Origin of the sequence: Rhodovastum atsumiense (genome assembly GCF_937425535.1) — a bacterium.
Taxonomy (GTDB): Bacteria; Pseudomonadota; Alphaproteobacteria; order Acetobacterales; family Acetobacteraceae; genus Rhodovastum; species Rhodovastum atsumiense.
This window is the reverse complement of sequence record NZ_OW485601.1, coordinates 611,195-637,250: the sequence shown is the minus strand read 5'-3', so window position 1 is coordinate 637,250 and position 26,056 is coordinate 611,195. Positions and strand designations below refer to the sequence as shown.

The window sequence follows — 26,056 nt, the reverse complement described above, 5'->3', positions numbered from 1 at the left end:
CGGGCGGGGCCATGTTCATTCCGCGCGATATTCCCCGATGGCGAGCAGGGCCGCGACCTTCTCGGCGATCTGGCTGACGGTGACCGGCTTGCGCAGCATGGAAAAGGGACCGTTCATCGCGCCGCCCATCGCCAACTGGGCGCTCTCGCCCATGTAGCCGGTCAACAGCACGGCCGGCAGGCCGGGATGGCGTGCCTGTGCCTCGCGGATCAGCGCGATGCCGCTGAGGCCGGGCATGCTGAGGTCGGAAATCAATGTGTCCACTTCCTCGCCCGCTTCCAGCAAGGCCAGCGCCTCGACCCCGCCCTGCGCCGTCAGCACCACGAAGCCGGCATCCTCCAGCCCGACCGCGAGGGTTTCGCGCACCACGTCCTCGTCGTCCACGACCAGCACGCGCCGCGCCCTGGGCGAGGCGGACCCGAAATCCGGCCGCGGCTCCGCTGTCATGATCCGCCCGTCCGCCGTGGGCAGCCAGAGCGTGACCGTCGTGCCCCGGCCGGGCGTGCTCTCGATCGCCAGGGTGCCCCCCGATTGCTCGGCGAAGCCGCGGGCCATGGACAGGCCCAGCCCGGTGCCGCGGTCCAGCGGCTTGGTCGTGAAGAAGGGCTCCAGCGCACGCGCCAGGGTGGCCGGATCCATGCCGGTTCCGGTGTCGGTGACGGAGAAGCGGACATAGGTGCCGGGGTTCAGGCCCTCGGGATGGGCGGGCCTGGCGACCTCTTCCATCATCGCCCCCAGCGTGAGCGTGCCGCCTTCGGGCATGGCGTCGCGCGCATTGGTGCCGAGATTGACCAGCACGGTCTCGAGCTGCCCCCGGTCGGCCATCAGCTCCCGCAGCTCCGGCCCCACCTCCAGCCGCACGGTGATGGGGCTGCCGAGCGTATGGGCCAGCACGTCGCGCAGGCCCTCGAGCAGGGCGAGGGGATCGATCCGCTCGGCCCGCAGCTCGCCGCGCCGGGCGAAGGCGAGCAGCCGGCGGGTGATGGCGGCGCCGCGCTCGGTCGCGTTGAGCAGGGTGCGGGAGAAGCGCCGCACGCTCTCCGGATCCGCGGCGCGATGCGCGATCAGCCCGGCACCGGTCTGCACCGCCTGCAGGATGTTGTTGAAGTCATGCGCGATGCCGCCGGCCAGTTGCCCAAGCGCCTGCAGCCGTTCGCCATGGGCCGCGCGTTGCTGGGCTTCTTCCCGCGCCAGCACTTCGGCGCGCACCCGTTCCTCCAGGTGCCGGTTCAGCTCGGCGAGGTCCGCCTCGGCCCGTCGCTGCGCGGTGGTGTCGGTCAGCGCCTCCAGCACCATCAGCGGCCGCCCGTCCGCCCCCCGCCGCAACACCTTGCGCGCCGCGATGACGAGTTGCCGTCCGTCGCGGGTGCGCTGGCGCAGATCCCCGGACCATTCGCCTTCGTGTTCCAGCGCGGCCGTGACCTCGGCGCGCGGGATGGGAAAGACCGTTCGCAGCAGCTCGTCCGATGTCCGCCCGATGGCCTCGGCCGCCGTCCAGCCGTAGAGCCGCTCGGCGCCCTTCGACCAGACCCGGATGATCCCGTCGGGCTCGCGCGCCATGAAGGTGCCGAGATCCAGCGTCTCCACCAGGTCGCGCAGCCGCGCCTCGTTCTCCCGCAATGCCTGCTCGGCCCGGCGCTGCTCGGTCACGTCGTGGCTGATGCCGACCAGCCCGACGACCTCGCCTGTTTCCGGGTCGCGCAGCGGCGTCTTCGTGGATTTCCAGTGCCGCGTCTCGCCGTGCTGCGCATCGTGCGCGGATTCGTCGAGCGTCTCGGTCTCGCCGCGGGCCATGATGCGCAGGTCGTTGGCCAGCACGGTCCGTCCCACGGTCGCGTCGGTGGCATACTCGGCCGCCGTCTGCCCGCGCACCGCCTCGAACGGGCGGCCGAGCACGGCCAGGGCCGCCGGATTGGCGTACAGCAACCGTCCCGCCCGGTCCTTCGCATAGAGCAGGTCCGGCGTGGCCTCGCCGAGGGCGCGCAGCATTTCCTCGCGTTCGGCCAGGCGGGCGGCGGTGCGGCGCTGTTCGGTGACGTCGCGGCAGAACACGGTGATGCTGCCGTCATCGGAGGGGAAGGCGCGCACCGCCAGATGGCGGCCGAGGGGGTCATGGAACTGCTCGGCCTGGGTCGGCATGCGCTCGGCCATGCAGCGCCGCAGGGCCTGGCGGAACGGGCCGCCGGCCGCCTCGGGGAAGCTGTCCCAGATCACCTGCCCGATCAGGGTGCGTTGCCCGGCGATCTGCGCCTGTGCCTGGCGATTGAGGAAGGTGAAGTGCCAGTCAGGGGAAAGCACGAACACGCTGTCGCCCGTGCTCTCCAGGGCGGAGCGCAGGGCGCGCTCGCGTGCCTCGGCGGCCTCGGCAACCGCATCGAAGGCCGCGCCGAGGCGCCCGAATTCCGATTTCTGCCGTCCCAGGCCGGTACGTGCGGAGAAGTCGCCGTCCCGCCAGCGTGCGGCAGCGGCGAGCAGCCGCCCCATCGGGCGGGTGATCGTCGGGCCGGCCACGGCGGCGGTGATGGCCATGGCGAGGGCGACACTGAGCCCCAGGAGCAACAGCCCGCGATACTGCTCCTGGCTGAGGGCGGCGAAGGTCGCGTCACGGTCCAGCCCGACCCCGAGACCAAATCCATCCGGTTCGACGTGGATCGGGGCGTAGGCGTAGATGCGGGTGATGCCATCGAGCCCGGCGGCTTCCCCGACCCCGGTCTGCGGTGCGTCCAGCAGCCTGCGTACCCGCTCGGGCACGGGTTGCCCGACATGGCGGCCGGGCTCGGGGCGCCGGGCGAGGATGGTGCCGTTGGCATCGGTGATGAAGGCCGAGGCGCCCCGTGGCAGAGGCAGGCTGTCCAGTCTTTGCTGCAGCCATCCGAGATCCAGCGCGATGGTGATGACGCCCGCGATCCGGCCATCGGGATTGCGATAGCGCTGCGCGAAGTGGACGCTCGGCCGCCCGGAGCCGCGCCCGATCGCGTAGTCGCCCACCACCAGCCCGTCTTCCGCCATGGCGCGGGTGAAATAGGTGCGGTCCACGACAGTGTTGCCGATGTCGCCGGGGCGGGAGGAGCAGATGACCCGTCCATCGCGATCGGTCCCGGCGACGGCGGCGTAGCGGGGGAATTGCTGCAGCAGGTTCGGGAAATAGGGGGCGCACTCGTTTTCCCAGTGGCCGCGCAGGGCGCTCAGGTTGACCAGCGCGGTCATGAGCTGCCGGGCGCCCTCCAGCACCTGCACCTGCTCGGAAGAGGCGATGTGCACGAGGCGCAGGGCCTCGTCATGGATCGCCTGCCGGCGGATGTCCCGGGCGCCGATCTCGGTCCAGAGCTGGAAGGCAAGGGCGGGGAGCAGGGCGAGGCCGGTGATGAGCAGCAGGCGTCCGAACAGGCTTTTCACGGCGTATGTTTCCCACCTGGCGAACGATTGTACTCGTCCGGCAATAACCTCACATTTTTGTGATTTTTAACATATGAAAAAGAAAAAAACAAGAAAAAATGGCAAGATATTTACCAATATCACCAATGACGAAAGTTAATTTCGTATGATGCGAATAGATATGTCGGGCTTATAGATGGGTTTTTACTTTGTTTGCTGCCGTAATTTCTGAATGCTCAAGCTTCCAATGCAACAAGTCCCTGATCAAGCTGGCCTGAAGCATGTCCCCGGGCTCCGTCGCTTCCGGCAGGCTGTCATACGGCCGTGATGTCGGCATTGGGGTAAGACGGGTAACATTCCTGCCCGCAACCTGGGGAAGCGAGCCATGCAGGATCAGGCGTCATCCGATATCGCGGCCCCGGTTCTCGCTTCCCCAGCCCCCGAGGCGCCCGGCCGGCCCGGCATGGAACTGGACGCCCTGCATGAGGAGGTCGTCGCGCTCGGCCATGCCGTCCGCGCCGAGGCGGCTGCCATCGCCGCCGGCTGGCCGGCCGTGCCGGACGATCGCGGCTTTGCCCTGAGCGCGGCCAATCTCGCCCATTATCTGGCATTGCGGCGGCGCGACCTGCGGCCGTTGCAGCGCCGGCTGATGACGGTCGGCCTGTCCTCGCTCGGCCGCCTCGAGAGCCGTGTCCTGCCGGGCCTGGACGCGGTGACGGCGAGCCTGGCGGTGCTGGCGGGCAAGCCCCCCCGGTCCTGGCCGCCGGCGGCAGCCTTCTTCACCGGCGAGGCCCTGCTGGCCGAACGCGCGCGCGAGGTGCTCGGCCCGCCGGTGGAGCCGCATGGGGTGGCGGTGCTGGTGACCTGTCCGTCCTCGGCCGCCGACGATCCGGCCTTCATGCGCGGCCTGGTCGCCGCCAATGTCGAGGCGGTCCGCATCAACTGCGCGCATGACGACGCGGAGGCGTGGGGGCGCATGATCGGCCATGCCCGCGCGGCGGGCCGCAAGGCGGGGCGGGCGTTGAAGGTGCTGATGGACCTTGCCGGCCCGAAGATCCGCACCGGGGCGGTGCGCTGGCCGGACGACGGGAAGCATCTGCGCCCACAGGTGAGGCTGGCGCTGGTGCCTCCTGGCGGGCTTGATGCGCTGCCGGCGGATGCGCCCTCCTTCGCCGCCGAATGCCTGTTGCCGGAAGCCCTGCACCTGGCGCGGCCGGGACAGCGGGTGTTCTTCGACGATGCCAAGGTCGGCGCCGTGATCGAGCAGGTGATGCCCTGGGGGCTGACCTTGCAGGTGGAGCGGACCAAGGCGGGCGGCGTGAAGCTGCGTCCGGAGAAGGGGCTGAGCTTTCCCGACACCGAGCTGACGGTGCCGCCGCTGACGCCCAGGGATCTGACCGATCTCGACTTCGTCGCGCAGCATGCGGACGGGGTCGCCTATTCCTTCGTGCAGTCGCCACAGGACGTGGCCTTGCTGCAGGACGCGCTGGCGCAGCGCCGGCCGGCGGACTGGCAGCGCCTGTCGCTGGTGCTGAAGATCGAGACGCAGCGGGCACTGCACCAGTTGCCGGCGATGCTGGTGCAGGCGGCGTCGCGCCAGCCCACCGCGGTGATGATCGCACGCGGCGACCTGGCCGCCGAGATCGGCTTCGGGCGCACCGCGGAGATGCAGGAGGAGATCCTGTGGATCGGCGAGGCCGCTCACGTGCCTGTCATCTGGGCCACGCAGGTGCTGGAAAGCCTGGTGCGCACCGGCACGCCGCTGCGCGGGGAGATGACCGACGCGGCCATGGCCGCGCGCGCGGAAGGCGTGATGTTGAACAAGGGCCCGTATGTGCTCGAAGCCATTGCCGAGCTCGATCGCCTGTTTGCCCGCATGGGTGAGCACCAGAACAAGAAGACCCCGCAGTTGCGGCGTCTGGCGAGCTGGTAGCCGCGGGCATGCGGGCCGGCCGCCAGGGCCGGCCCGCGTCGCCTCACCCGACCCGGACGTTGCGGAACTGCCAGGGGTCCTCGGCATCCACGTCTTCGGGGAACAGCCGGCCCCGACCGGCCAGCGGCGTCCAGTCGGTGTAGGCGCCCGTCACCTCCCCGAGATAAGGGCGGCACACCTCCATGATCTCCGCATGGTCCAGATCGTCCGCTTCCACCGCGCCGGCATCGGGATGGCGGATCGCCCACACCATCCCCGCCAGCACCGCGGCGGTCACCTGCAGGCTGGTGGCGTTGTTGTGCGGCACCAGGCTGCGCGCCTGCTCGATCGAAAGCCGCGAGCCATACCAATAGGCCCCCCTGGCATGGCCCATCAGCAGCACGCCGAGTTCGTCGATGCCATGCGTGATCTCGTCCATCATCAGGCGCTGGCTCGGTTGCATGGTCCAGTTCCGGCCCGCCAGCTCGTGGATCGAGAGCACCGCGTCATCGCAGGGATGGTAGGCGTAGTGCACCGTCGGCCGGTACCGGGGGGCGCCGTTCTCACTCACCGTGAAGTAGTCGGCGATCGAGATCGATTCGTTGTGGGTGATCAGGAAGCCGTGCAGCGGTCCCGCCAACGGGGTCCAGGTCCGCACCCGCGTCGAGGCACCGGGGCGCAGCAGGTAGACCGCGGCATCGCAGCCAAAGTCATGGCGCCGCGCATCCGCCGGCAATGCCTTCTCGTGCGTGCCCCATCCCAGCTCGGCCGGCTGGCAGCCCTCGCCGACGAACCCATCGATTGACCAGGTGTTGACGAATTCGCCCGGTTGCTTGGGCCGGTTCGCGGTCTGGGTGTCGCGCTCGGCGATGTGGATGGCCTTGATGCCCAGGCGTTCAGCCAGCAGCGCCCAGGCCTCGCGACCCGCCGGCACATCGGTCTGCACCCCGGTGTCGCGCGCCAGGATCAGCATCGCTTCCTTCAGCAGGTGGGAGACCAGGCCGGGATTGGCGCCATGGGTCAGCACCGCGGTCGGGCCGGGCTGGCCACGGAACGCAATCGCGCTCTCGCGCAGGGCGTAGTTGGAGCGCTGCGAGGGCGTGAGCGAGGGATCGGTGTAGCCGCCCGCCCAGGGCTCGATGCAGGTGTCGAGATACAGCGCGCCGATGCCGCGGCACAGCTCGATCAGGGCGACCGAGGAGACGTCCACCGACAGGTTCAGCAGGAAATCGCCCGCGCCCAGCTCGGGCAGCAGCAGGTCCCGGTAGTTGTCGCGCGTCAGCGGGGCGAGCGTCATCCGCACGCCGTGTTCCGCGGCGATCTCGCGGCCCCGAGGCTCGGCGGTGATGATGTGGATCCGTTCGCGCGGCATGTCGATGTGCCGCAGGATCAACGGCAGGACGCCCTGGCCGATGCTGCCGAAGCCCAGGATCACCAGGCGGCCCGAAAACGCGATGTGCTTCATCAGTGTCTCTCCATGCAGGCACGGGAAAAATGGCGGCGGACCGGAGCATCGGTGCCAGGGCGCACCAGCGCCAAGGCGCCGCCGTGATGGCGCCCCCGGGACAGGATGCGACCGGCAGGGGGGACATTCATGTGACAGTCCTCGCGACAGCAGGCGGACGCGCACGACCCGCCCGGGCCAGGGCGGGCCAGGCGGCAGGCCGTCAGCGGGCGCGGGAGCCCGGGACGGAATTCAGGCGATGCTGCGCGGACTTCGCATCGCAGCCAACCGAACAGCCAACACAGGCGTCTCCCTCACGACCCCGGCCCCGCGGGACCGGCCAGACCGAAAAGGACGCGTCACGTCGTTGCTGTGCCCCTGCGGGGCTCGCGGCACGTACGATGCGTCAAAACGCTCCGCCCTTCCGGGCGAAAGCGGGCGCGGCTTATGGCCCATGTTGGCGGGATGAAGCTATGCGTTTTTCGATACCGAGCATTTCTCACGCGCAGGCCGGGCGGATGGCGGACGCGAGGCCGCAGGGGCACGCCCGTGACGTCACGGCGATGTCCGGCGTGACGTCGCGGCAGGACAGGATAGGAGAGGATAGGATAGGAGAAGACAGGTACACGAACACCACTCCAGGGCTTCGCCCTGGCGCGCCGGCCGAGCCGGACGCGCGGGTGGTTCCCCTGTCGGAAGGGAATGCCGGGCTGGGTAAGCCAGGGCCGGAGCGGCTGGGAACGCCGTGCCGGTGGTGCCGGTGGCGTTCGCCGGGAGGGGCGGAGTGGTACCCGGAATGTCGGCACGGGAGGGCGGGAGGCGCCTCCCGTGCCGCGCGGTCTCAGGCCGCCGTGACCTCCGGCAGCTCGGCGAGCGCCGATTGCAGCGCCGCATCGTCGTAGTCGCGGTCCTCGAGCTTGCCGGCGAAGTAGTCCATGTACGCCTGCATGTCGAAATGGCCGTGACCGGACAGGTTGAACAGGATGGTGCGGCTGACGCCTTCCTCGCGACAGCGCAACGCCTCGTCGATGGCGCAGCGGATGGCGTGGGTGGCTTCCGGGGCCGGCACGATGCCTTCGGTGCGGGCGAACTGCACGCCGGCGTCGAAGCAGCCGGTCTGGGTGAAGGCACGGGACTCCATCAGGCCGAGTTCCTGCACCAGGCTGACCAGCGGCGCCATGCCGTGATAGCGCAGCCCGCCGGCATGGAAGCCCGGCGGCACGAAGGTCGAGCCGAGCGTGTGCATCTTCACCAGCGGCGTCAGATGGCCGGTGTCGCCGAAATCATAGGCGAACCTGCCGCGGGTGAGGGTGGGGCAGGCCGCCGGCTCGCAGCCGATGGCGCGCACCTTCCGCCCGCCGCGCAACTGCTCGCCGAGGAAGGGGAACACCAGGCCGGCGAAGTTCGAGCCGCCGCCGGTGCAACCGATCAGGATGTCCGGATAGTCGCCGGCCATCTCCAGTTGCAGCAGCGCTTCCTGGCCGATCACCGTCTGGTGCAGCAGCACGTGGTTCAGCACCGAGCCCAGGGCGTATTTGGTGTCCTTGTCCTGGACGGCGAGCTCGACGGCCTCGCTGATCGCCATGCCCAGGCTGCCGCGGCAATCCGGATCGTGGGCAAGGATGGCGCGGCCTGCCTCGGTCAGCGGGCTCGGGCTCGGGATGCAGGTGGCGCCCCAGGTCTCCATCATGGCGCGCCGGTACGGCTTCTGGTTGTAGCTCGCGCGCACCATGAAGACCTTGACCTCGAGGCCGAACATGCCGCCCGCATAGGCCAAGGAGGATCCCCACTGCCCGGCGCCGGTCTCGGTGGTCAGCCGCTTCACGCCCGCCTGCTTGTTGTAGAAGGCCTGGGCGATCGCGGTATTGAGCTTGTGGCTGCCGGCGGCGCTGACGCCCTCGTATTTGTAGTAGAGCTTCGCGGGCGTGCCGAGGGCTGCCTCCAGCCGGCGGGCGCGGACCAGCGGCGAGGGGCGCCAGGCGCGGTAGATCTCGCGTACCGGCTCGGGAATTTCGATTTCCCGCTCGGTGGCGACCTCCTGGAGGATCAGCTCCATCGGGAACAGCGGTTCGAGATCGGCCGGGCCAAGCGGCTGGCGGGTGGCGGGATGCAGGGCGGGGGCGGGCTGGGAGGGCAGGTCGGCGACGATATTGTACCAGGACTTCGGAATCCTGGTCTCGTCGAGAAGGTATTTCACCGTGTCGGCCATGGCGTTTTCCTTTTTTGTGTCCGTGCAAAACGAAAATAGACAGCCCCGGCCGGGCGGAGAAGCGCAGGGCCGGACCGTGTCCATGTTCAGAAGCGAAGGCCGACCTTCAGCCAAAGCGCATCGCCCTGGGTGTGGTTATGTGCCATGACCTCATGTTGCCAGTTCGCCCAGAAGAACAGACCTTTGTACATGAAGGTCATGCCCGGGCCGATGGCCAGGGCTTCCGTGCGGTTCGCGCCGGCGGCGCCGCTGCCGGAATCGGCGGTGGTCTGCGTCAGGTAGTAGCCGACCGCGCCGACCTTCAGCGTGTCCCAGACATTGTAGCCGAGCGCGAAGTCGACATGCGCGGTCTGGCCGGAGAGGTAATTCGTGGAAGTGTTCTCGGTGTTGAAGTCGTACATCGCCTTCACGCTCGCCTCGATGCCGCCGGGGCGGGCATAGGTGACGGCGAGGACCGGCTCGAACTGAAAGTAGTTGTGGCCGAGATTGGCCAGCCAGTTCTTGTTCCAGGCCGGCGGCGGCAGGTTGACGTCAACCGCGGTGGCAACGTGCAGGTCGCCGAAATGCCAGGCCACGCCGGCCGGCGTGAGCGTGACGTTGCCGATGCCCGCACGGTTCTGTGCGCGGCCGGGCACGTTCACGTTGAGATAGACCAGGGGCACGATGATCTGGCTGAACAGGTTGCCGCCCAGCACGGGCAGGTCCCAGGACTGGATCACGCGGCTGGCGTTCACCAGCGCATTCAGCCCGAAGCCGGGGATGGCATTGTTGCCGGCGCCGTCATTCATGCGACGCGCGGTGTAATACTCGGTGTTGTTCAGGTAATAGGTGCCGGGCGGGGGAACGATGCCGGCGCCGAAATTCTCGAATCCATTGGGATAGATGATCGAGTTGCCCTCGACCGCCTGGGCGGACGACACGGCAAGGGTCACCATGGCCATGGATGCTGCCACGGTCCGAAGAGAGTGCAAACAGACCTCCATCTGATCAGGTTCGTGAGGCCTGGGGCACAAGGCTTCGAATACGAATCGTTACTGGGACTGCGATCCGTTGCCAAGCCGGGGTCTGGCCGGCGGGCCATGCCGCGTGGCCCGGCCCGGAGGCAGGGGGCGGATGGCCCCGGCCGTGGTTCAGTAGGCGAGGAAGGCCTGGTACGCCTCCGTCATGTCCTGCACGGCGGCGGCGAACAGACGTTCGCCATGTTCGGGCGATGACAGGGCCGGCGCGGAGCCGATGCGCCCGTCGGGGAAGCGCGAGCGATAATCGGCGCCTTCGAAGAAGCCGCCCGATGGCGGCGCGACGTGCGGTGCCAGTTGCGCCTGCTTGATCGCCTGCGGCTGGTAAAACTGCGCCACGGAGACCTCGGTGCAGGTGGCGTGGTGCCCGTCGGCGTCCCCGTACAGCTCGCGTGACAGCGCCCGGGTACGCGGACCGTCGGACCACAGCTTCATGCGGCAGCGCACCGGCGTGTCCGCCTCGCCGAGCGAGCGCATGGCATAAAGTTCGTCGAAGGCGGCGGTGACGCTGGCGATGTTGCCGCCATGGCCATTGATGAAGAAGAACCGGCGGAACCCGTGCACGGCCAGCGACTGCACCACGTCCCGCACCACCAGCATCAGGGTGGCGGGGCGCAGCGTCGCCGAACCGGCGAAGCCGAGATGATGCTGCGACATGCCATAGGCCAGGGTCGGGGCGACCATGCAGCCGATGGCATCACCCACACCCCTGGCCACGAATTCCGCCGTCAGGTGATCGGTGCCGATCAGGCCGTTCGGGCCGTGCTGCTCGACCGAGCCGATCGGGACGATGATGCCGGACCGGGTCTGGAGATATTCCTCCACCTCCTGCCAGGTGGAGAGGGCGAGTTGCATGGGTGGCCTCCGTTGCTCGGGCACCCCGGGCCATGCCACGGAGCACACCCTGCCGCAACCGCGCCAGCCCGTGGCCGTGCACCCCCAGGCGACAAGCCTCGCGGAAATCTTTCGCCTTTCCGGTGGGTTGGTCAAGCCACGGTGGCATACGGGGCGCTCCGTATCAGGCCTGCGGATACGTGTGGAAGCGCAAGCGCCACCCAGGACGGGACTGGTCATGCCGACGCAGCGGCGTATCATAGACGGCTATGCCATTGCCCGCGAGGGCCGTTCCTCCCGCCCGGGCCGGACGGGTTCCCTCCGCAATGTTGGCATCTGCCCTGCGCTTTATGCCAAGGTGCGCCCGGAGTGGTCCGGGATTGGCCCCACGCGGGACCTGGACCGGCCGTAACATTCGGGCCGTCCGTTCACGTGCCGCAAGTTCCCGGCGCAGGATCAGGCGGTTCGCTGGCAGGGAATGAAATTGTCATCGTGACCGAGCCCCGAATCATTACCCTTACGGTCAATCCGACCGTCGACATCGCCTCGGATACGGACGCGGTGCGTCCGATCCACAAGGTGCGCACTTATGCCGAAATGCAGGATCCCGGCGGCGGCGGCGTGAACGTCGCGCGCGTGATCCACGAACTGGGCGGGGATGTGCTGTCGATCATCCTCTCGGGCGGCTTTCCCGGGCGCTTCCTGGAGGAACTGCTCGCCGAGGAGCAGGTGCCCTGCCAGGCGCTGCGCATCGCCGGGCGCACGCGGGTCAGCTACACCGTGCACGACCGCGGGTCCGGCCAGGAATACCGCTTCGTCCCCGAAGGCCCGCATGTGACCGAAGCGGAGTGGCGCAGCGCGCTGGAGGCGCTGGAAGCGGCGGAGGGAGAGGGTGCCTGGATCGTCGCCAGCGGCAGCCTGCCGCCGGGGATGCCGGAGGATTTCTACGCCCGCGCGGCCGAGATCGCGGCACGGCAGCGGCGGCCTTTGGTGCTCGACACCTCGGGCCCACCGCTGCGCGCGGCGCTCGGCAAGGGCGTGGCCCTGGTCAAGCCCAGCCTGGGCGAGTTCGAGCGGCTGATCGGCAAGCACCTGCGCTGGCGCGAGGACCTCGAACAGGCGGCGCTGAAGATGGTGCGCTCCGGCGCGGCCGAGCGCATCGCGGTGACGATGGGCCGGGACGGCGCCATGCTGGCCACGGCGGCGGGGGTGCTGCACATGCCGCCGGTCGAGGTGGAGGCCCACAGCGCCGTCGGCGCGGGTGACAGCTTCATGGGGGCGATGGTGATGGCCCTGGCGCGCGGTGCCACCGACGAAGACGCGTTCGCCTGGGGCATGGCCGGCGGCGCCGCCGCGGTGATGCACACCGGCACCGCGCATCCGGCGCGGGCCGACGTGGAGGCGCTGCACGCAAGATTGCGTGAAGGCGCTTTGGCCATCGGATAAGTTCGCGGGGCGTTGCCCCGCCCCCACCAGGGGCTCCGCCCCTGGACCTGGCCAAGGGCTTCGCCCTTGGAACCCGATACTCTGTGCCGCGCAGCGAGAATGGGATCCAAGGGCCTTGTGGCCCTTGGCAGGTCCAGGGCGGAGCCCTGGCCTTTCTTCAGTCAATCACCGGCACCCCCAAAGCAGTTGCGATCCAGCACAGGTTGGTCCAGGTGTCGATCTGCAACGGCACGCCCCGCGCCTCGCGCTCGGCGCGGGTGCGGGCTTCCGGTTCGCCCGGCAGCAGCACCTCGGCAAAGCCGTCCGCCGGCGATGAGGATTTCACGTATTCGGCGTAGGCGATCGTCTCCGCCACGAAATCGCGGGCGCCGAAATGCTGTGGGTCGAGATAGATCGAGAGCATGCCGTTGCCGATGCGCCGTTCCGGGCCGTGCCTGGGCCCGGACGGCCCACCGCCGCAAAGCACGCCGGCGAGGATCTCGCACATGAAGGCCAGGCCCGATCCCTTGTGTTCGCCGAAGGCCCGGATGGCGCCGGTGCCGTTCTCGGGCTTGCGCGGGCCGTTGGGTTCCAGGCTGCCGTACAGCGTGGCGGGATCGGTCGAGAGCCGGCCGTCGGCCCCGATCAGCGCCCCTTCGGGGACCGGCTTGCCGCCGTTGGAGGCGACCAGCACCTTGCCTTCGGCCACCACCGAAGTGGCGAAGTCGAGCAGCAGCATCGGCCGACCCGGCATGGGCGGGATGCCGATGCAGACGGGATTGGTGGCAAAACGCCGTGCCGTGCCGCCATAGGGGGCGACCAGTTCGCCGTTCTCGACATTGACGAAATGCAGCGAGATCAGGCCCGCTTCGGCGGCGCGCTCGCCCCAGTCGCCGATGCGCCCGGCATGGGCCGAGCGGCGCAGCGCGATGACGGAGAGGCCCGCCTCCCGGGCCTTGCGGATGCCGAGATCGACCGCCTGCGGGGCGATCGTCTGGCCGAAGCCGTACTGGCCGTCGACCACGGCATGGGTCGGGCTTTCGCTGACGATGTCGATGGACTGGCCGACCAGGGTGCGGCCGGCGCGGACATCGTCGACATAGCGGGGCACGCGGATGACGCCATGGCTGTCATGGCCGGTGAGGTTGGCCGAGACGAGGTAGAAGGCGATGCGGGCCGCCTCGGCCTTGTCGCAGCCGACGCCGCGGAAGATGGCGCTCACGAGGTCGCGCAGCGTGCCGGCGGGGATGATGTGGGTGGGCGCAGCCATCGGGTTTCCTTTAGGACGGCTCAGACGACGCGGCCGCTGTCGTTCTCGATCAGGTGCATCTGGTTGAGGTCGGCGGCCAGGGTGAAGACCTGGCCGTGATGCACCTCGATGGTCGGGTCGATGCGGGCGCAGACCGGCTCGCCTTCGATGAAGAAATGCAGCAGCGTCTCCATGCCCATCGGCTCCACCACGTCGACCAATGCCTGGATATGCACGGTGCCGGGCCTGTCGGCGGGATGCGGCTCGGTCAGGTGCTCGGGTCGCAGCCCCAGCGTCATCCTGCGGCCCTTGTACGGCCCGTAGCGATCGACGCGCTGCGGCGGCACCGCCAGCAGGGTGCCGTCGGCGAGCCGCAGCTTCAGCCCGCCGTCATCGATCAGGTTCACCGGCAGGAAGTTCATCGCCGGCGAGCCAATGAAGCCGGCGACGAAGCGGGTGGTCGGACGGTGATACAGTTCCTGCGGCGGCCCGACCTGCTCGATGATGCCGCCATTCATCACCACCACGCGGTCGGCCAGCGTCATCGCCTCCACCTGGTCATGGGTGACGTAGACGGTGGTGGTGGGGATGGTCTGGTGGACCTTCTTGATCTCGGTGCGCATCTGCACGCGCAGCTTGGCGTCGAGGTTGGAGAGCGGCTCGTCGAAGAGGAAGACCTTGGGATTGCGCACGATGGCCCGGCCCATCGCCACGCGCTGGCGCTGCCCGCCCGACAGGGCCTTCGGCTTGCGTTGCAGCAAGGGCTGGATGTCGAGCATGCGGGCGGCGTCATCGACGCGGCGGCGGATTTCCTCCTTGGGGAATTTCCGCAGCTTCAGCCCGAAGGCCATGTTGTCGAACACCGACATGTGCGGATAGAGCGCGTAGTTCTGGAACACCATGGCGATGTCACGGTCGCGTGGCGGCACGTCGTTGACCACGTCGCCGCCGATCCAGATCTGCCCGTCGGAGATTTCCTCGAGCCCGGCGATCATGCGCAGCGTGGTGGATTTGCCGCAGCCCGACGGCCCGACCAGCACGACGAATTCGTGGTCGGCAATTTCCAGGTCGATGCCCTTCACCGCCTGCACGCCGCCTTCATAGGCCTTGACGACCTTGCGGATCGACACCTCGGCCATGTTTCCTTTCCCCTTCAGCCTTTTGTGGCGCCGGCGGTCAGGCCGGCGATGTAGTAGTCCATCAGGAACGCGTAGATGATGACCGGCGGTGCCGCGGCCATCAAGGAGCCGGCCATGATCTTGCCCCACTGGAACACGTCGGCGCGGATCAGGTCCGAGACGATGCCCACGGTCAGCACCATCTGGTCGGAGCTGTAGAGAAAGGCCATCGGATAGAGGAAGGCGCCCCAGGCCACGGTGAAGGCGAAGATCGTCGCGGCGATGATGCCGGGCATGGCGACGGGGATGAAGATCTTCCAGAGCATCTGCAGCCAGCCCGCGCCGTCGATCAGCGCCGCCTCGTCCAGTTCCTTCGGGATCGAGGCGAAATAGCCGATCATGATCCAGGTGCAGAACGGCACCGACAGCGTCGGATACAGGATCACCATCGCCCAGGCGTTGTTGATCAGCCCGAGCGCTCCGGTGATCTGGAACATCGGGATGAACAGCAGGCTTTCCGGCACCAGGTAGGTCAGGAACACCCCGGTGGCCAGCACCTGGCTGCCCCAGAAGCGCATGCGCGCGAGGCTGAAGGCCGCCAGCACCGAGATCACCATGGTGATGGCCACCACGCAGACCGCGACCTTGGTGGAATTCCAGAAGAAGGCCTGGAAGTTCGGCGCGGTCAGCAGCTCGATGTAGTTGGATAGCGTCGGATGGCGCACCAGCCAGGGATTGCCCTCCATGCTGGAGATCTCGCCCGAGGTCTTGAGGCTGGTCATCAGCATGTGGAAGGGCGGGATCAGGAAGAAGACCACGAAGCAGGCCAGCGCCGCGTAGCTGCCCCACAGCGCCCATTGGCGCTGGCGGTGCAGGCTGTGCACGGGCCGGCGCGCCATCGGCCGGGGGGCGGTGACGGTCGCGTCCATGTCACATCTCCTCGCGGGTGCGCCGGGTCACGCCGCGCAGCGTGAAGAAGGCGAAGATCGCCAGCAGCGGGAACATGAACAGGCTGACCGCCGCGCCGAGCGGGATGTCGCCGGACTGGATGCCGACCTGGAAGGCGTAGGTGGCGAACAGGTGCGTCTGGTCCTGCGGCCCGCCATTGGTCAGGATGCGCACGATGTCGAAATTGGCGAAGGTGATGATCAGGCTGAACAGCACGGTGATGCTGATGATGTTGCGCATCATCGGCAACGTCACGTAGATCAGCTTCTGCACCGGCCCGGCGCCGTCGATGGCGGCGGCCTCGTAGAGTTGCTCGGGTACCGATTTCAGCGCCGCCAGGTACATGATCATGAAGAACGGCGCGCCGTACCAGGTGTTCACCAGGATCACCGATATGCGCGCCCACCAGGTGCTGCCGAGCCAGGGCGCGCCGGGCAGGCCGAGCGCGTTCAGCACCCAGTTGATGGCCGAATAGGACGGATCGAACAGCCACCACCAGCCCAGCGTCGACATCGCCAGCGGGATCACCCAGGGCACCAGCAGCAGGCCGCGCCAGATGCGCTGGCGGTGGCTGGGGATGTTGTGCATCAGGTGGGCGAGGACGAAGCCGATCACCGCCTTCAGCACCACCGCGGTGACGGCGAAGAACACGCTCTGCCCGATCACCATGATGAAGGTGTCGCGCCGCAGCAGGAAGGCGAAGTTGTCGAGGCCGACGAACTTCGTCATCCGCTTGTTCAGCATCGCCAGCCACATCGAGAACACGGCCGGATAGAGCACCAGCCCGAGGATGACGGCCAGCAGCGGCAGGCACATCAGCAAGGCGATGGTGGACCGCCGCCGCATCAGGCCGTGCAGGCCGCTTTGCCGGATGGCGGCGCCGGGCCGGATGGATGCGATCGATGCCTGCGACATCTCTCACTCCGCAAAAGGGAAAGCGCGGCCGGGCAGGTGCCCGGCCGCGACACGACATCCGATGAGCCCGGGATCAGCGGGCGAAGCCTTCCAGTTCGCCGGCGGCCCAGGCGATGACGCGGGGGATCGGCTCGTTGCTCTGCGCGACGCGGGCGACCATCTTGGTCATGGTCGCCTGGTTGTAGATCTGCACGGCGATGTCGGGCGGGGCAGGGAAGGCGGCGACCGAGGCCCGGTCCTTGTGCACCGGCTTCAGCGGATAGTTGGCGATGGTGCCCTTGGGCGGGCCTTCGTTCTGCCAGACCGGGAAATCGGTCATGCTGGCGAAGGGCGGCAGGTCATAGCCGGACACGGCGGAGATCAGCACCTCCGCCTGCTCGCGCTGCATCAGCCATTCGAGCAGATCCTTCGCCGCCGACTTGTTGCGGGCGAACTGCCAGATGCCCCAGAAATACGGCAGGTACGGCACGAAGCGTCCGGCCGGCCCGGCGGGGGGCGGGAAGGTCCAGAGATTCTCGGCGACCTGGGGATTGTCCTTGCGCGCCACCGCCCAGGCACTCGGCGGGTTCATGATCAGCGACGCCTTGCCGGAGATCAGCGCGCGGTTGTTGGAGGCATCGTCCCAGGAATAGACATCGCCCGGCAGCACGGCGCAGAGCTTCCTGAACCACTCCAGCACCTGGGTGACCTGGTCGGATTTGACGGTGACTTCGCCCTTCTCGTTGACCAGCGTGGCGCCGAAGCTGCGGAACACCGCCCCCGTCCAGTCGATCGCGTCGGGAAACTGCCCGAGCGGCATGCCGAAGGGGGTGCCGGCCTTGTGGCATTTTTCGGCGGCGGCGAGGAACGCTTCCCAGGTCCATTGGTCGTAGTCGGGACCCATCCCGGCGGCGGCGGGGAAGCGGGCCGGCAGGTCCATGCCGACATGCTGGCGGAACAGGTCGATCCGTCCGCAGCAGGGCTTGTTCTGGCTGCCGACATAGGTGGGGATGGCGTGGTAGCGGCCATCCGACCTGGCGAGATAATCGACGATCGGGTCGAAGCTGCCGTATTTCGCGGTCAGCCGCTTCGCCACGTCGTCCATCGGTTCAAGGTTGCGGGCATTGTTCAGCACTTCCCAGGTCGGGAAGGTCTGGATGTCGTGGCCGGTCTTCGCCTGCGCCTCGGCGGCGATGGTCAGCAGGTTCTTGTTGCCGACCGAGGTGATGAAGTCGATGCTGACCTCGGTCTTGGTCTGGTCGGCCCATTTGGCGACCATTTTGCGCATCGCCTCGTTGCCGACCGGGACCCAGTGGTCCCAGAAGCCGATGGTCAGCTTGCCAGCGGCGCCGGCGGTGCGGATATGGACCAGCGGCAACGCCGCCGTGGCGGCGCCGAGCGTGAGCGCCTTGCGCCGTGAGAGCTTTCCCCTGGGCATTTCCTGGATTTCCCCTTCCCTTGGCGGCCGGGACTGCTGCCCGGTCCGTTTCATTTCTTTTCTTTTCGAACAGGCGGAGACTGTCGCGCCGCCGGTCTGCCCGCCAGCATGCGGCCAGACTGGAAGCGAAGCAATCCTCACGCTATCCGCGCAAGGGGGAGCTTTGCATCAAAGCGTTGCGTGAGCGGCGGCGAGAACCCGGTCGATGAAGGCCTCGCTGCTGCCGAGGTAGCGGGCCGGATCCGTCAGCCGCTCGATCGCGGCCCGGTCGAGCCGCGCGGCGATGACTTTCTCCTGCGCCAGCGCTTCCACCAGCGTGAGGCCATCGGCCAGCGCCCGGTCGCAGGCATGCTGCACCGCATGATGCGCCGCCTCGCGGCCGAGTTCCGGGGCGAGGCCCATCATCACCGCCTCGGCCATGATCAGCCCGCCGGAGCCTTCGAGATTGCGGCGCATGCGCGCGGGGTCCACCACCAGCCCCTCGATGAGCGCGTGCGCCTGTTGCAGCGCGCCATGCGTCAGCACGAAGGCCTGCGGCAGGGCGAGCGCCTCGGCCTGCCAGGGGCCGGTGGCGCGCTCGTGATCCTGCAGCATGGCGCCTTGCATCAGCGGCACCAGCGCCTGCACGCCGCGCACGGCGGCGAGCACGTACTCGCTCGCGATCGGGTTGCGCGTCTGCGGCATGGTGGAGGAACCGCCGCGGCCGGCGACATAGGGCTCGTTGACCTCGCCGATTTCGGTCTGCGCCAGCAGGGTCACGTCGGTGGCGATCTTGCCGAGGCTGCCGCACAGCAGGCCCAGGAAGGAGACGGCCTCGGCCAGGCCGTCGCGCGCGACATGCCAGGGCGCGGGCGCGGTGTGCAGGCCGAGCTCGGCCGCGAGCCGTTCCATCACCGCGAGCCCGCGCGGGCCGAGCGAGGCCAGCGTGCCGGCGGCACCGCCGAACTGCACCAGCTCGACGCGCGGGCGGAGCTGGTCGAGGCGCTGCACATGCGCGGCGAGCGGCTGTAGCCAGACCGCGCATTTCAGCCCGAAGGTGATCGGCAGGGCGTGCTGCAGATGCGCCCGCCCGGCCATCACCGTGCGGCGATGCGTCTGGGTGAGCCGCGCCAGCACGCGGATGGTGCCGATCAGCTCGGCGCGGATCAGGGCCAGGCCCTCGCGCACCTGCAGCACCACGGCGGTGTCGATGATGTCCTGCGTGGTGGCGCCCCAATGCGTCCAGGCGCCGGCCTGCCCGGCCGCGCGCGCGAGCCCCTTCACCAGCCCGACCACCGGATAGCCGACCTGGCGGGTGCTCGCGGCGAGCTCGGCGGTGTCGAGATTTTCGATGGTGGCGACGGCGGTGATGGTTTCCGCCGCATCCTCCGGGATCAGGCCGAGCCCGGCCTGCACCCGCGCGAGCGCTGCCTCGGTATCGAGCATGCGCTGCAGAAAAGCCGTCTCCTCGAACACGGCCCGCATGGCATCGGAGCCATAGAGCGTGCCCATCACCTGGCTGTCGGCGGGGTTGGTCGGCATGCGATCCCTCCCTTCTGCGTGCTGCGCCCGCAATGGAACATCACGTCACGCCGTGGCTGGCGTCCCTGGTCCGGTGGTCCGTTTCGGTGTTACGGCTCGGGCCGCTCCCCGTCGTCCCGGCGGCGAGCGGGTCGGCGACGGCCGGCGCGAGGAAACGGAGCAGCGCCGAACTCACCAGATCCGGCGCCTCGGCCGGAGGCAGGTGGGCGGTGCCGGGCAGCACCTCCAGGCTGGCGCCGGGGATGGCCTGCTGCAGCGCGCGGGCGCTGGCGAGCGGGGTGGATTGATCATGCTCGCCGACCAGGATCAGCGCGGGGACGGCGAGGCCGGTAGTGCCGGCGGTGAGGTCGGCGGTGGCGAGCGCCTCGGCGGCGGCGGCATAGCCTTCCGCCGGGGTGCGCAGCAGCATGCGGCGCAGGCCATGGGTAGCCGGGGCGTCGAGGAAGCCCGGCGTCACCCAGCGCGCCACGATCGTTTCCACCAGCCCGGCGATGCCGTGTGCCCGCACCAGGGCGGCGCGCTCGCGCCAGGTTTCAGGGGGCGGCAGGGCGAGGGCGGTATCGACCAGGATCAGGCTGGCGACCCGCCCCGGCGCCTGCGCGGCGAGGCTCTGCGCCACCATGCCGCCGATGGAGATGCCGCAGACATGCGCCATGCCGACGCCGAGCGCGTCCAGCACCGCCAGCGCGTCGCGGGCGAGGATGTCGATGCTGGTGGGGCCGGGGGTGACGCCGCTCAGGCCATGGCCGCGCAGGTCCGGGCGGATCACGCGGAAGCCGCCGGACAGCGCCTCGGCCGCGCCGTCCCAGAGCTGCAGCGTGGTACCGAGCGAGTGCAGCATCAGCAGCGCCGGTGCACCGGGTGGTCCGGAGACCTGCACATGGATGTCGAGGTCACCTGTCCTGAGGAACATGCTCCCGGCTCCGCCTGCATTCGCCTCGCCGCTAGCAGCCGGCAGCGGAACCCGCAACCCACGCCCGCGCGCGTGGGGACGGTGGCGGGATCGTGCGGGGCGGCAACGATGCGTGCCATCGTCGCGGCCGATCCGCAGGGGACCGTGTTCGCAGGTGCAAAATGGCGCAGGGCGGAGAGTGGCGGCAATCCCGCAACCGGGGCGCGGGCGCGCCCAGGGAATGCGCTTCATCTTTCCGTGAAAAAGGAGGGCGTTGTTGCTGCGGGCGGGCAGGTTGGAATTTGCGGGGGCTGGATTGTTTTGAATACGTCATAACCTGTTGATGTGAATGCCGCAGGCGCTGGTTCGCCTGCCGCGTGTTGCCCGAGAGCGGAAAATACTGTCGCACTGCAGCGATTTCCTTGGGCAGGGTCAATGCACACAAGATAACGGACACATCCGTTGCGACCTGAACAACAGACCGCAACGCTGTGCTGATGCAGCGATAATCTATCTTTATGATGGAATTATTATGAATTTATACCAGATTTACCGATGCGGGTCAATGCCGGCAGTTTTGGCGCAGTAGACATACTGATTGCGAAGTCGGAAAATTCGGCGCACCATTTCTTCTCCGGAGCCAAGAGCCCGGAAGCCCGGAAGGGGGCTGGCAGCATGGAAGCACCCAAGCTCGAGTTCGCATTCGAGGCACGAATGGAGGTGGGGCCCACCTGCGAGGGCGGTGAGACGGCGGATGGACGCCGCCATGTCATGCCGATTCTCGGTGGAACGGTGGCCGGGCCGCGCCTCTTCGCCACCGTGTTGCCCGGTGGCGCCGATTGGCAGGTGGTGCGGGCCGATGGGTTCACTTCCCAGGTGGCGCGATATTCGCTGCAGGCGGTCGACGGCACGCTCATCAGCGTGGTCAGTCGCGGGGTGCGGCATGGCCCGCCCGAGGAGATGCGTCGGCTGGAGGCGGGCGAGGAAGTCGATCCGACCCTGATCTACTTTCGCTGCACCGCGAGCTTCGAGGCGCCGGAGGACAGCGCGCACGCCTGGTTGAACCGGCATGTCCTGGTGGCGACCGGCGAGCGGCAGCCCGACACCATGGTGGCGCGGTTCTGGACGGTCGCCTAGGACGGCAACCTGGCGGGCGGATCGGCACCAGCCAGGGCAGTGACGTTGACGCGGAACGATGCGGGCACCGTGCGACGGATGGCCCGCTTCAGCGGTTCTCCGCGATCATCGGGCGTGCGGCCAGGTCTTCCTGCACATAGCGGACGGCGGCTTCGAGCAGCACGGCCCGGGGATAGTCGTTGTGGTCCATCAGCGTGGCCGCGAGCAGCGGTGCGTTGGCCCCGAACGGCATGGCGACCGCCATATGATCGGCGTTGGGATAGCCGAGCAGGGTCGATCCCGGAATGATCGCATCCGAGGCGATGACCAGGCCGTCATTGACCGGTTCGGTTCCGGCGAGGTCCCGGTAGAAGGGCCGCAGACCCCATGACATGTCCGGGGCCGCGGCGAAGGCGGCCAGCGAATAGGTGCGCACCGTCCGGGGCAGCGGGTGCGTGGCGAGCCACCCCAGCCGCACCGACCGGCGCAGGCTGTCCACCGCCTCCAGATCCACCCCCGGCGGACAGGACGACAGGTGGGTTTCCTCGGCCAGATGCGCGAGGAATTCGGGAAAGCTGTCGGCCAGCGGCGAGCCGTTGACCGCCCCGGCGACGCTGATCACCGCGGCCACGCGCGCCGGCAGGTCGGGATGCTTCACCAGGGCCTCGAGCGTGTCGACGGTGCCCTTGGAATGCGTCACCAGGATGATCCGCTCGTCCTGCGGCATCGCCATCACGGCGGCGTGGATGATGTCGGCGTTGGTGACGCTGCCCTGGCGCCCCCGGGTCTGGATGTATCCGGTCGCGTAGCCCTGGGCCTGCAGGTTCGCCGTGGCGTCCTCGAAGGCTTTCGACAGCTCCGCCGCGCATTCGGCCAGCAGCCCGGGCACCATCACCACCCGCGTGGGCACCGGGGCGCGGCCGAGGGCCACCGGCCGGCCCGAAGGCGGGGGCTCGCCCGGCAGCTTCCACAGCGCGGAACTGTCCTCGCACGGGCGGTCATGCGGCAAGGCGGCGCCGTGATCATACCGCACGGCGCAGAAGACTTCCCGGAACCGGCCACGGCCATCGGTGAGGGTGGCTTGCCCGACCGGGAGAAGAATGGCCGGGGAGGTTTCCCGCAGCGCCGGCGCGTGTCCCGCGCAAGATGAAAGCAGCGTGGCGAGGAGGGCCACGCCGCAGGCGCGGCGCAACAGGGTCGTGGCGCGGCCACCGCCGCGCATCGGCAGGACATCCAGCGGGCGCATGGGCCGGTCTTTGCGAAACGATACGATTTTGTTTCGAACTTGCCCGTGGCGCCGTCAAGCCTGGAAACAGTCACGCGGCTCAGGGGGGAGGGCGGTCGATCCGCTTCAACATGTCCTCCAGCGCGGCGATGCGCTGCGCCGGAGCGGGATGGGTGGCCAGGAAGGTCGGGCCGGTCCGGGGGACCATCTGGTCCATGCGGCGCCACAAGGTGATGGCCGCGCCCGGATCGAATTCGGCGCGGGCCATGGAGACCAGCCCGAGCCGGTCCGCCTCGAGTTCCTGCCGGCGCGAGTAGGGGAGCAGCAGCCCGAGTTCGACGCCGGCCCCCATGATCGCGGCGATCTGGTTGGCGTACCGCAGCTCGGTCAGGTTCAGCGCCGCGGCGATGGCCTTCAGGCCGAGATCCTTCGCCACCGCCACGTTCATCCGTTCCTGGGCGTGGTTCGCCTGCACGTGTCCGATCTCGTGGCCGATGACGGCGGCGAGCTGGTCGGGCGACACGGCGACGCGAAAGAGGCCTTCGAACACGCCGATCCGCTTGCCCGGCAAGGCGAAGGCGTTGATGTCCGGGCGCGCGAACAGGACGATGTCCCAGGCATCGGCGTTTTCTCCCGCCGCGGTCAGCAGGCGGTCGGCGACCCGCCCGAGCAGTTGCTGACGTGAGGCATCGGTGCTGGCCGGGATCTGCGCGCGCATGCGGCTCCAGGTTTCCAGCCCGAGCTTGCGGACGGTCGCTTCCGAGACCAGGTTGACCGGCAGCCCATCGTCGCAGCCCGGCAGGGCCGCGAGGGTGGCGAGGCCGAGCAGGTTCCGGCGGGTGAAGCCGCGAAAACAAAAAAAGCACATGGTCGGTCACGGTCTGCGCAATCCCGGCCCGGCCGGACCCGGCCCGCCGCGAGGATTGCTCGTTGCAACAACAGCCAACAGGTGAAGCCGGGAGTCACGCCCCGTGCGGGGCGCGGTCGTGTGCCGATCGTGACGCAGGTGTCCGTTCTGTTGCGTGAATCGGCCCCCCGAATCAAGGCCCGCGTCGTCGGCACGGCTTGCGCGGGGCGAGGTGGCCGTGGCCCGATACGCTCCTCACGCAAGGAGCGGGGACGATGGCAAACGGATTGCGCAAGCGGCTGACCAGCTACGGGGATGCCGGGTTCTCGCTGTTCCTGCGCAAGGCCTTCATCAAGGCGATGGGCTTCTCCGACGACGCGCTCGATCGCCCGATCATTGGCATCACCGACACCTTCAGCGATTTCAATCCCTGCCACGGCAACGTGCCCGACCTGATCGCGGCGATCAGGCGTGGCGTCATGCTGGCGGGCGGGCTGCCGATGGCCTTTCCCACCATCTCGATCCACGAGAGCTTCGCCCATCCCACCAGCATGTTCCTGCGCAACCTGATGGCGCTGGACACCGAGGAGATGATCCGCGCCCAGCCGATGGATGCGGTGGTGCTGGTCGGCGGCTGCGACAAGACGCTGCCGGCGCAGCTCATGGGGGCGGCCAGCGCCGATGTCCCGGCGATCGTGGTGCCGACCGGCCCGATGCTGGTCGGCCATCACCGCGGCGAGGTGCTGGGCGCCTGCACCGATTGCCGGCGGCTCTGGGCCCGCCATCGCGCCGGCGAGATCGACGCCACCGAGATCGAGGCCGTCAGCGGCCGGCTCGCCCCGACCAAGGGCACCTGCATGGTCATGGGCACGGCGAGCACGGTAGCCTGCATGGTGGAGGCGCTGGGCATGTGCCTGCCCGGCGGCGGCACCTGCCCCGCGACCCATGCCGAGCGGCTGCGCCTCGCCGAGGCCTCCGGCACCGCCGCGGTGCGGCTGGCGGCCGAGGGGCTGCGGCCGCGCGACATCCTGACCCCGGCGGCGCTGCGCAACGCCTTCACCGTGCTGCAGGCGATCGGCGGTTCAACCAACGCGGTGATCCATTTCACCGCCATCGCCGGGCGGCTGGGCATTCTGGTCGATCTCGACGCCTTCGACGCGCTCGGCCGCGCGGCGCCGGTGCTGGTCGATCTCAAGCCCTCCGGCGCGCACTACATGGAGCATTTTCACTGGGCCGGCGGCGTGCCGCGCCTGTTGCGCGAACTGGCACCCTTCCTGGATACAAGTTGCCGCACGGTGGCGGGAGGAACCATCGCGGACGTCATCGCGGCGGCCGAGGACGTGCCCGGGCAAAACGTCATCCGCGGCCGCGACGCGCCGATCATGACCGGCGGCGGGCTCGCGGTGCTGCGGGGCAACCTGGCGCCGCAAGGCGCGCTGCTCAAGCGCTCGGCGGCGACGCCGGCCCTGCTGCGCCACGAAGGCCGGGCGGTGGTGTTCGAGTCGGTCGAGGACATGATCGCGCGCGGCGATGATCCGGCGTTGCAGATCACGCCGGACGACGTGATCGTCATGCGCAATGCCGGGCCGAAAGGGGCGCCGGGCATGCCGGAGGCGGGCTACGTGCCGATCCCCAGGAAACTGGCCCAGGCCGGGGTGAAGGACATGGTGCGGATCTCCGACGCGCGCATGAGCGGCACCGCCTTCGGCACGGTCGTGCTGCATGTGACCCCGGAGGCGGCCACCGGCGGGCCGCTGGCGCTGGTGCAGGGCGGGGACCGTATCCGGCTGGACGCGGACGCGCGACGGCTCGATCTGCTGGTGGACGAGGCGGACCTGGCCCGCCGGCGCGCGGCCTGGTCGCCCCCCCCGCCGCCGCCAGGGGCGGAGCGGGGCTATCTGCGCTTGTATCTGGACCAGGTGCTGCAGGCCGACGAAGGCTGCGATTTCGCCTTCTGCCGGCCGCCCGCCTGATCCCCGGTCAGATCGGCTCGTCGTCCCGATGGGCGCCGAGCCGCTCCGACAGGCGCCGCGTGACCTGCACCATCAGATCCGGGGCCGCGCGATCGACGCCATAGACGAAATCGGGGAAATTCAGCGGCTTCTGCACAGCCCAGATCTCCTCGTGCCGGTCGGGCGAGAGGATCCGGGCGGGATCGCCGACGGCGACCCAGCCGATCGGCACGGTGGCGCCCGGGGCGAGGCGGGTGCGCAGATGCACGACGGCATGGATGCGCACCTCGGCGCCACGCCCGAGCCACGCGCCATGGAAGATCGCGGCACCGGTGGCGACGAACACCTGATCCTCCAGCGTCGCACCGGTGACATGCGCGTTGGGGCCGATCAGGCAATGATCGCCGATGCTGCAGGGATGGCGCGGGCCCGCGCGGACGACGGCATTCTCCATGACGATGACGTCACGGCCGATGCGGATGGCACCGCCCGCCTCGCCGATGAGACGGGCGCCATGCATGATGCGGGCACCCGGGCCGATGCTGACATCGCCGCAGACCGTGGCGTCCGGAGCGACCCATGCCGTCGGATCGATCTGCGGGGCTTTTTCGCCGTGGGCGATGAGCATGTGTAATCTCTTT

19 protein-coding genes are annotated in these 26,056 nt (G+C 68.9%); 4 read left to right on the top strand and 15 right to left on the bottom strand.

The window, feature by feature from the left end:
• Window positions 1-15: 15 nt before the first annotated feature.
• Entirely contained in the window at window positions 16-3,396 is a 3,381-nt protein-coding gene (locus NBY65_RS02640; protein ID WP_150041833.1) for a PAS domain-containing protein, read from the bottom strand.
• Between the two features lie 364 nt (window positions 3,397-3,760).
• Between NBY65_RS02640 and NBY65_RS02635 the strand changes: the two genes are divergently transcribed.
• Window positions 3,761-5,308: a pyruvate kinase gene (locus tag NBY65_RS02635; protein WP_239002851.1), complete on the top strand. Its 1,548-nt coding sequence runs from the start codon at window positions 3,761-3,763 to the stop codon at window positions 5,306-5,308.
• A 43-nt stretch (window positions 5,309-5,351) separates the two neighbouring features.
• On the opposite strand, the gene NBY65_RS02630 is transcribed toward NBY65_RS02635, so the two are convergent.
• From NBY65_RS02630 to NBY65_RS02615, 4 genes are all read right to left on the bottom strand, one after another.
• Window positions 5,352-6,752, bottom strand: a complete 1,401-nt coding sequence (locus NBY65_RS02630) for a homospermidine synthase (protein WP_150041832.1) — start codon at window positions 6,750-6,752, stop codon at window positions 5,352-5,354.
• 820 nt (window positions 6,753-7,572) lie between these two features.
• Entirely contained in the window at window positions 7,573-8,940 is a 1,368-nt protein-coding gene (locus NBY65_RS02625; RefSeq protein WP_150041831.1) for a TrpB-like pyridoxal phosphate-dependent enzyme, read from the bottom strand.
• A gap of 86 nt (window positions 8,941-9,026) precedes the next feature.
• Window positions 9,027-9,875, bottom strand: coding sequence for a SphA family protein (locus tag NBY65_RS02620; protein WP_162530632.1), 849 nt, complete (start codon window positions 9,873-9,875; stop codon window positions 9,027-9,029).
• A gap of 195 nt (window positions 9,876-10,070) precedes the next feature.
• A complete protein-coding gene (locus NBY65_RS02615) occupies window positions 10,071-10,811 on the bottom strand; it encodes a creatininase family protein (RefSeq protein WP_150041829.1) in 741 nt (246 codons plus the stop codon).
• Between the two features lie 471 nt (window positions 10,812-11,282).
• Between NBY65_RS02615 and NBY65_RS02610 the strand changes: the two genes are divergently transcribed.
• Window positions 11,283-12,236, top strand: coding sequence for a 1-phosphofructokinase family hexose kinase (locus NBY65_RS02610; protein ID WP_150041828.1), 954 nt, complete (start codon window positions 11,283-11,285; stop codon window positions 12,234-12,236).
• A gap of 157 nt (window positions 12,237-12,393) precedes the next feature.
• On the opposite strand, the gene NBY65_RS02605 is transcribed toward NBY65_RS02610, so the two are convergent.
• The 7 genes from NBY65_RS02605 to pcaD form a co-directional block, all read right to left on the bottom strand.
• Entirely contained in the window at window positions 12,394-13,485 is a 1,092-nt protein-coding gene (locus tag NBY65_RS02605; RefSeq protein WP_150041827.1) for a malate/lactate/ureidoglycolate dehydrogenase, read from the bottom strand.
• Between the two features lie 20 nt (window positions 13,486-13,505).
• Window positions 13,506-14,603, bottom strand: coding sequence for an ABC transporter ATP-binding protein (locus NBY65_RS02600; protein ID WP_150041826.1), 1,098 nt, complete (start codon window positions 14,601-14,603; stop codon window positions 13,506-13,508).
• Between the two features lie 14 nt (window positions 14,604-14,617).
• The gene (locus NBY65_RS02595; RefSeq protein ID WP_150041825.1) at window positions 14,618-15,511 is read right to left on the bottom strand and encodes a carbohydrate ABC transporter permease; all 894 of its coding nucleotides are present in this window, start codon (window positions 15,509-15,511) and stop codon (window positions 14,618-14,620) included.
• Window position 15,512: 1 nt separating this feature from the next.
• Window positions 15,513-16,445, bottom strand: coding sequence for a carbohydrate ABC transporter permease (locus NBY65_RS02590; protein ID WP_150041824.1), 933 nt, complete (start codon window positions 16,443-16,445; stop codon window positions 15,513-15,515).
• A 73-nt stretch (window positions 16,446-16,518) separates the two neighbouring features.
• Entirely contained in the window at window positions 16,519-17,862 is a 1,344-nt protein-coding gene (locus tag NBY65_RS02585) for an ABC transporter substrate-binding protein (protein ID WP_150041823.1), read from the bottom strand.
• 168 nt (window positions 17,863-18,030) lie between these two features.
• Window positions 18,031-19,383: a class-II fumarase/aspartase family protein gene (locus tag NBY65_RS02580; RefSeq protein ID WP_150041822.1), complete on the bottom strand. Its 1,353-nt coding sequence runs from the start codon at window positions 19,381-19,383 to the stop codon at window positions 18,031-18,033.
• 40 nt (window positions 19,384-19,423) lie between these two features.
• Window positions 19,424-20,296 carry a 3-oxoadipate enol-lactonase gene (pcaD, locus tag NBY65_RS02575; RefSeq protein ID WP_150041821.1) on the bottom strand — a complete coding sequence of 291 codons (873 nt, stop codon included), beginning with the start codon at window positions 20,294-20,296 and terminating at the stop codon, window positions 19,424-19,426.
• Between the two features lie 654 nt (window positions 20,297-20,950).
• Here pcaD and NBY65_RS02570 point away from each other — a divergent pair.
• Window positions 20,951-21,412, top strand: a complete 462-nt coding sequence (locus NBY65_RS02570) for a DUF3237 domain-containing protein (protein ID WP_162530631.1) — start codon at window positions 20,951-20,953, stop codon at window positions 21,410-21,412.
• 88 nt (window positions 21,413-21,500) lie between these two features.
• Here the strand turns inward: NBY65_RS02570 and NBY65_RS02565 are convergent, their stop codons facing one another.
• Entirely contained in the window at window positions 21,501-22,637 is a 1,137-nt protein-coding gene (locus tag NBY65_RS02565; RefSeq protein WP_150041819.1) for an esterase/lipase family protein, read from the bottom strand.
• A 79-nt stretch (window positions 22,638-22,716) separates the two neighbouring features.
• On the bottom strand, window positions 22,717-23,484 hold the full coding sequence (locus NBY65_RS02560; RefSeq protein ID WP_150041818.1) for a M48 family metallopeptidase: 768 nt from the start codon (window positions 23,482-23,484) through the stop codon (window positions 22,717-22,719).
• Between the two features lie 254 nt (window positions 23,485-23,738).
• Between NBY65_RS02560 and NBY65_RS02555 the strand changes: the two genes are divergently transcribed.
• The gene (locus NBY65_RS02555; RefSeq protein ID WP_150041817.1) at window positions 23,739-25,436 is read left to right on the top strand and encodes an IlvD/Edd family dehydratase; all 1,698 of its coding nucleotides are present in this window, start codon (window positions 23,739-23,741) and stop codon (window positions 25,434-25,436) included.
• Between the two features lie 7 nt (window positions 25,437-25,443).
• Here NBY65_RS02555 and NBY65_RS02550 read toward each other — a convergent pair whose 3' ends face one another.
• Entirely contained in the window at window positions 25,444-26,043 is a 600-nt protein-coding gene (locus NBY65_RS02550; protein ID WP_150041816.1) for a gamma carbonic anhydrase family protein, read from the bottom strand.
• Window positions 26,044-26,056: the final 13 nt, after the last annotated feature.

Excerpts from the sequence above, each read along its gene's own strand:
- NBY65_RS02570 (WP_162530631.1), top strand. The coding sequence starts at position 20,951 with ATGGAAGCACCCAAGCTCGAGTTCGCATTCGAGGCACGAATGGAGGTG.
- NBY65_RS02560 (WP_150041818.1), bottom strand. The coding sequence starts at position 23,484 with ATGTGCTTTTTTTGTTTTCGCGGCTTCACCCGCCGGAACCTGCTCGGC.
- NBY65_RS02615 (WP_150041829.1), bottom strand. The coding sequence starts at position 10,811 with ATGCAACTCGCCCTCTCCACCTGGCAGGAGGTGGAGGAATATCTCCAG.
- NBY65_RS02600 (WP_150041826.1), bottom strand. The coding sequence starts at position 14,603 with ATGGCCGAGGTGTCGATCCGCAAGGTCGTCAAGGCCTATGAAGGCGGC.
- NBY65_RS02580 (WP_150041822.1), bottom strand. The coding sequence starts at position 19,383 with ATGCCGACCAACCCCGCCGACAGCCAGGTGATGGGCACGCTCTATGGC.
- NBY65_RS02595 (WP_150041825.1), bottom strand. The coding sequence starts at position 15,511 with ATGGACGCGACCGTCACCGCCCCCCGGCCGATGGCGCGCCGGCCCGTG.
- NBY65_RS02550 (WP_150041816.1), bottom strand. The coding sequence starts at position 26,043 with ATGCTCATCGCCCACGGCGAAAAAGCCCCGCAGATCGATCCGACGGCA.
- NBY65_RS02555 (WP_150041817.1), top strand. The coding sequence starts at position 23,739 with ATGGCAAACGGATTGCGCAAGCGGCTGACCAGCTACGGGGATGCCGGG.
- NBY65_RS02590 (WP_150041824.1), bottom strand. The coding sequence starts at position 16,445 with ATGTCGCAGGCATCGATCGCATCCATCCGGCCCGGCGCCGCCATCCGG.
- NBY65_RS02625 (WP_150041831.1), bottom strand. The coding sequence starts at position 8,940 with ATGGCCGACACGGTGAAATACCTTCTCGACGAGACCAGGATTCCGAAG.
- NBY65_RS02630 (WP_150041832.1), bottom strand. The coding sequence starts at position 6,752 with ATGAAGCACATCGCGTTTTCGGGCCGCCTGGTGATCCTGGGCTTCGGC.
- NBY65_RS02585 (WP_150041823.1), bottom strand. The coding sequence starts at position 17,862 with ATGCCCAGGGGAAAGCTCTCACGGCGCAAGGCGCTCACGCTCGGCGCC.
- NBY65_RS02605 (WP_150041827.1), bottom strand. The coding sequence starts at position 13,485 with ATGGCTGCGCCCACCCACATCATCCCCGCCGGCACGCTGCGCGACCTC.
- NBY65_RS02635 (WP_239002851.1), top strand. The coding sequence starts at position 3,761 with ATGCAGGATCAGGCGTCATCCGATATCGCGGCCCCGGTTCTCGCTTCC.
- NBY65_RS02565 (WP_150041819.1), bottom strand. The coding sequence starts at position 22,637 with ATGCGCCCGCTGGATGTCCTGCCGATGCGCGGCGGTGGCCGCGCCACG.
- NBY65_RS02620 (WP_162530632.1), bottom strand. The coding sequence starts at position 9,875 with ATGGTGACCCTTGCCGTGTCGTCCGCCCAGGCGGTCGAGGGCAACTCG.
- pcaD (WP_150041821.1), bottom strand. The coding sequence starts at position 20,296 with ATGTTCCTCAGGACAGGTGACCTCGACATCCATGTGCAGGTCTCCGGA.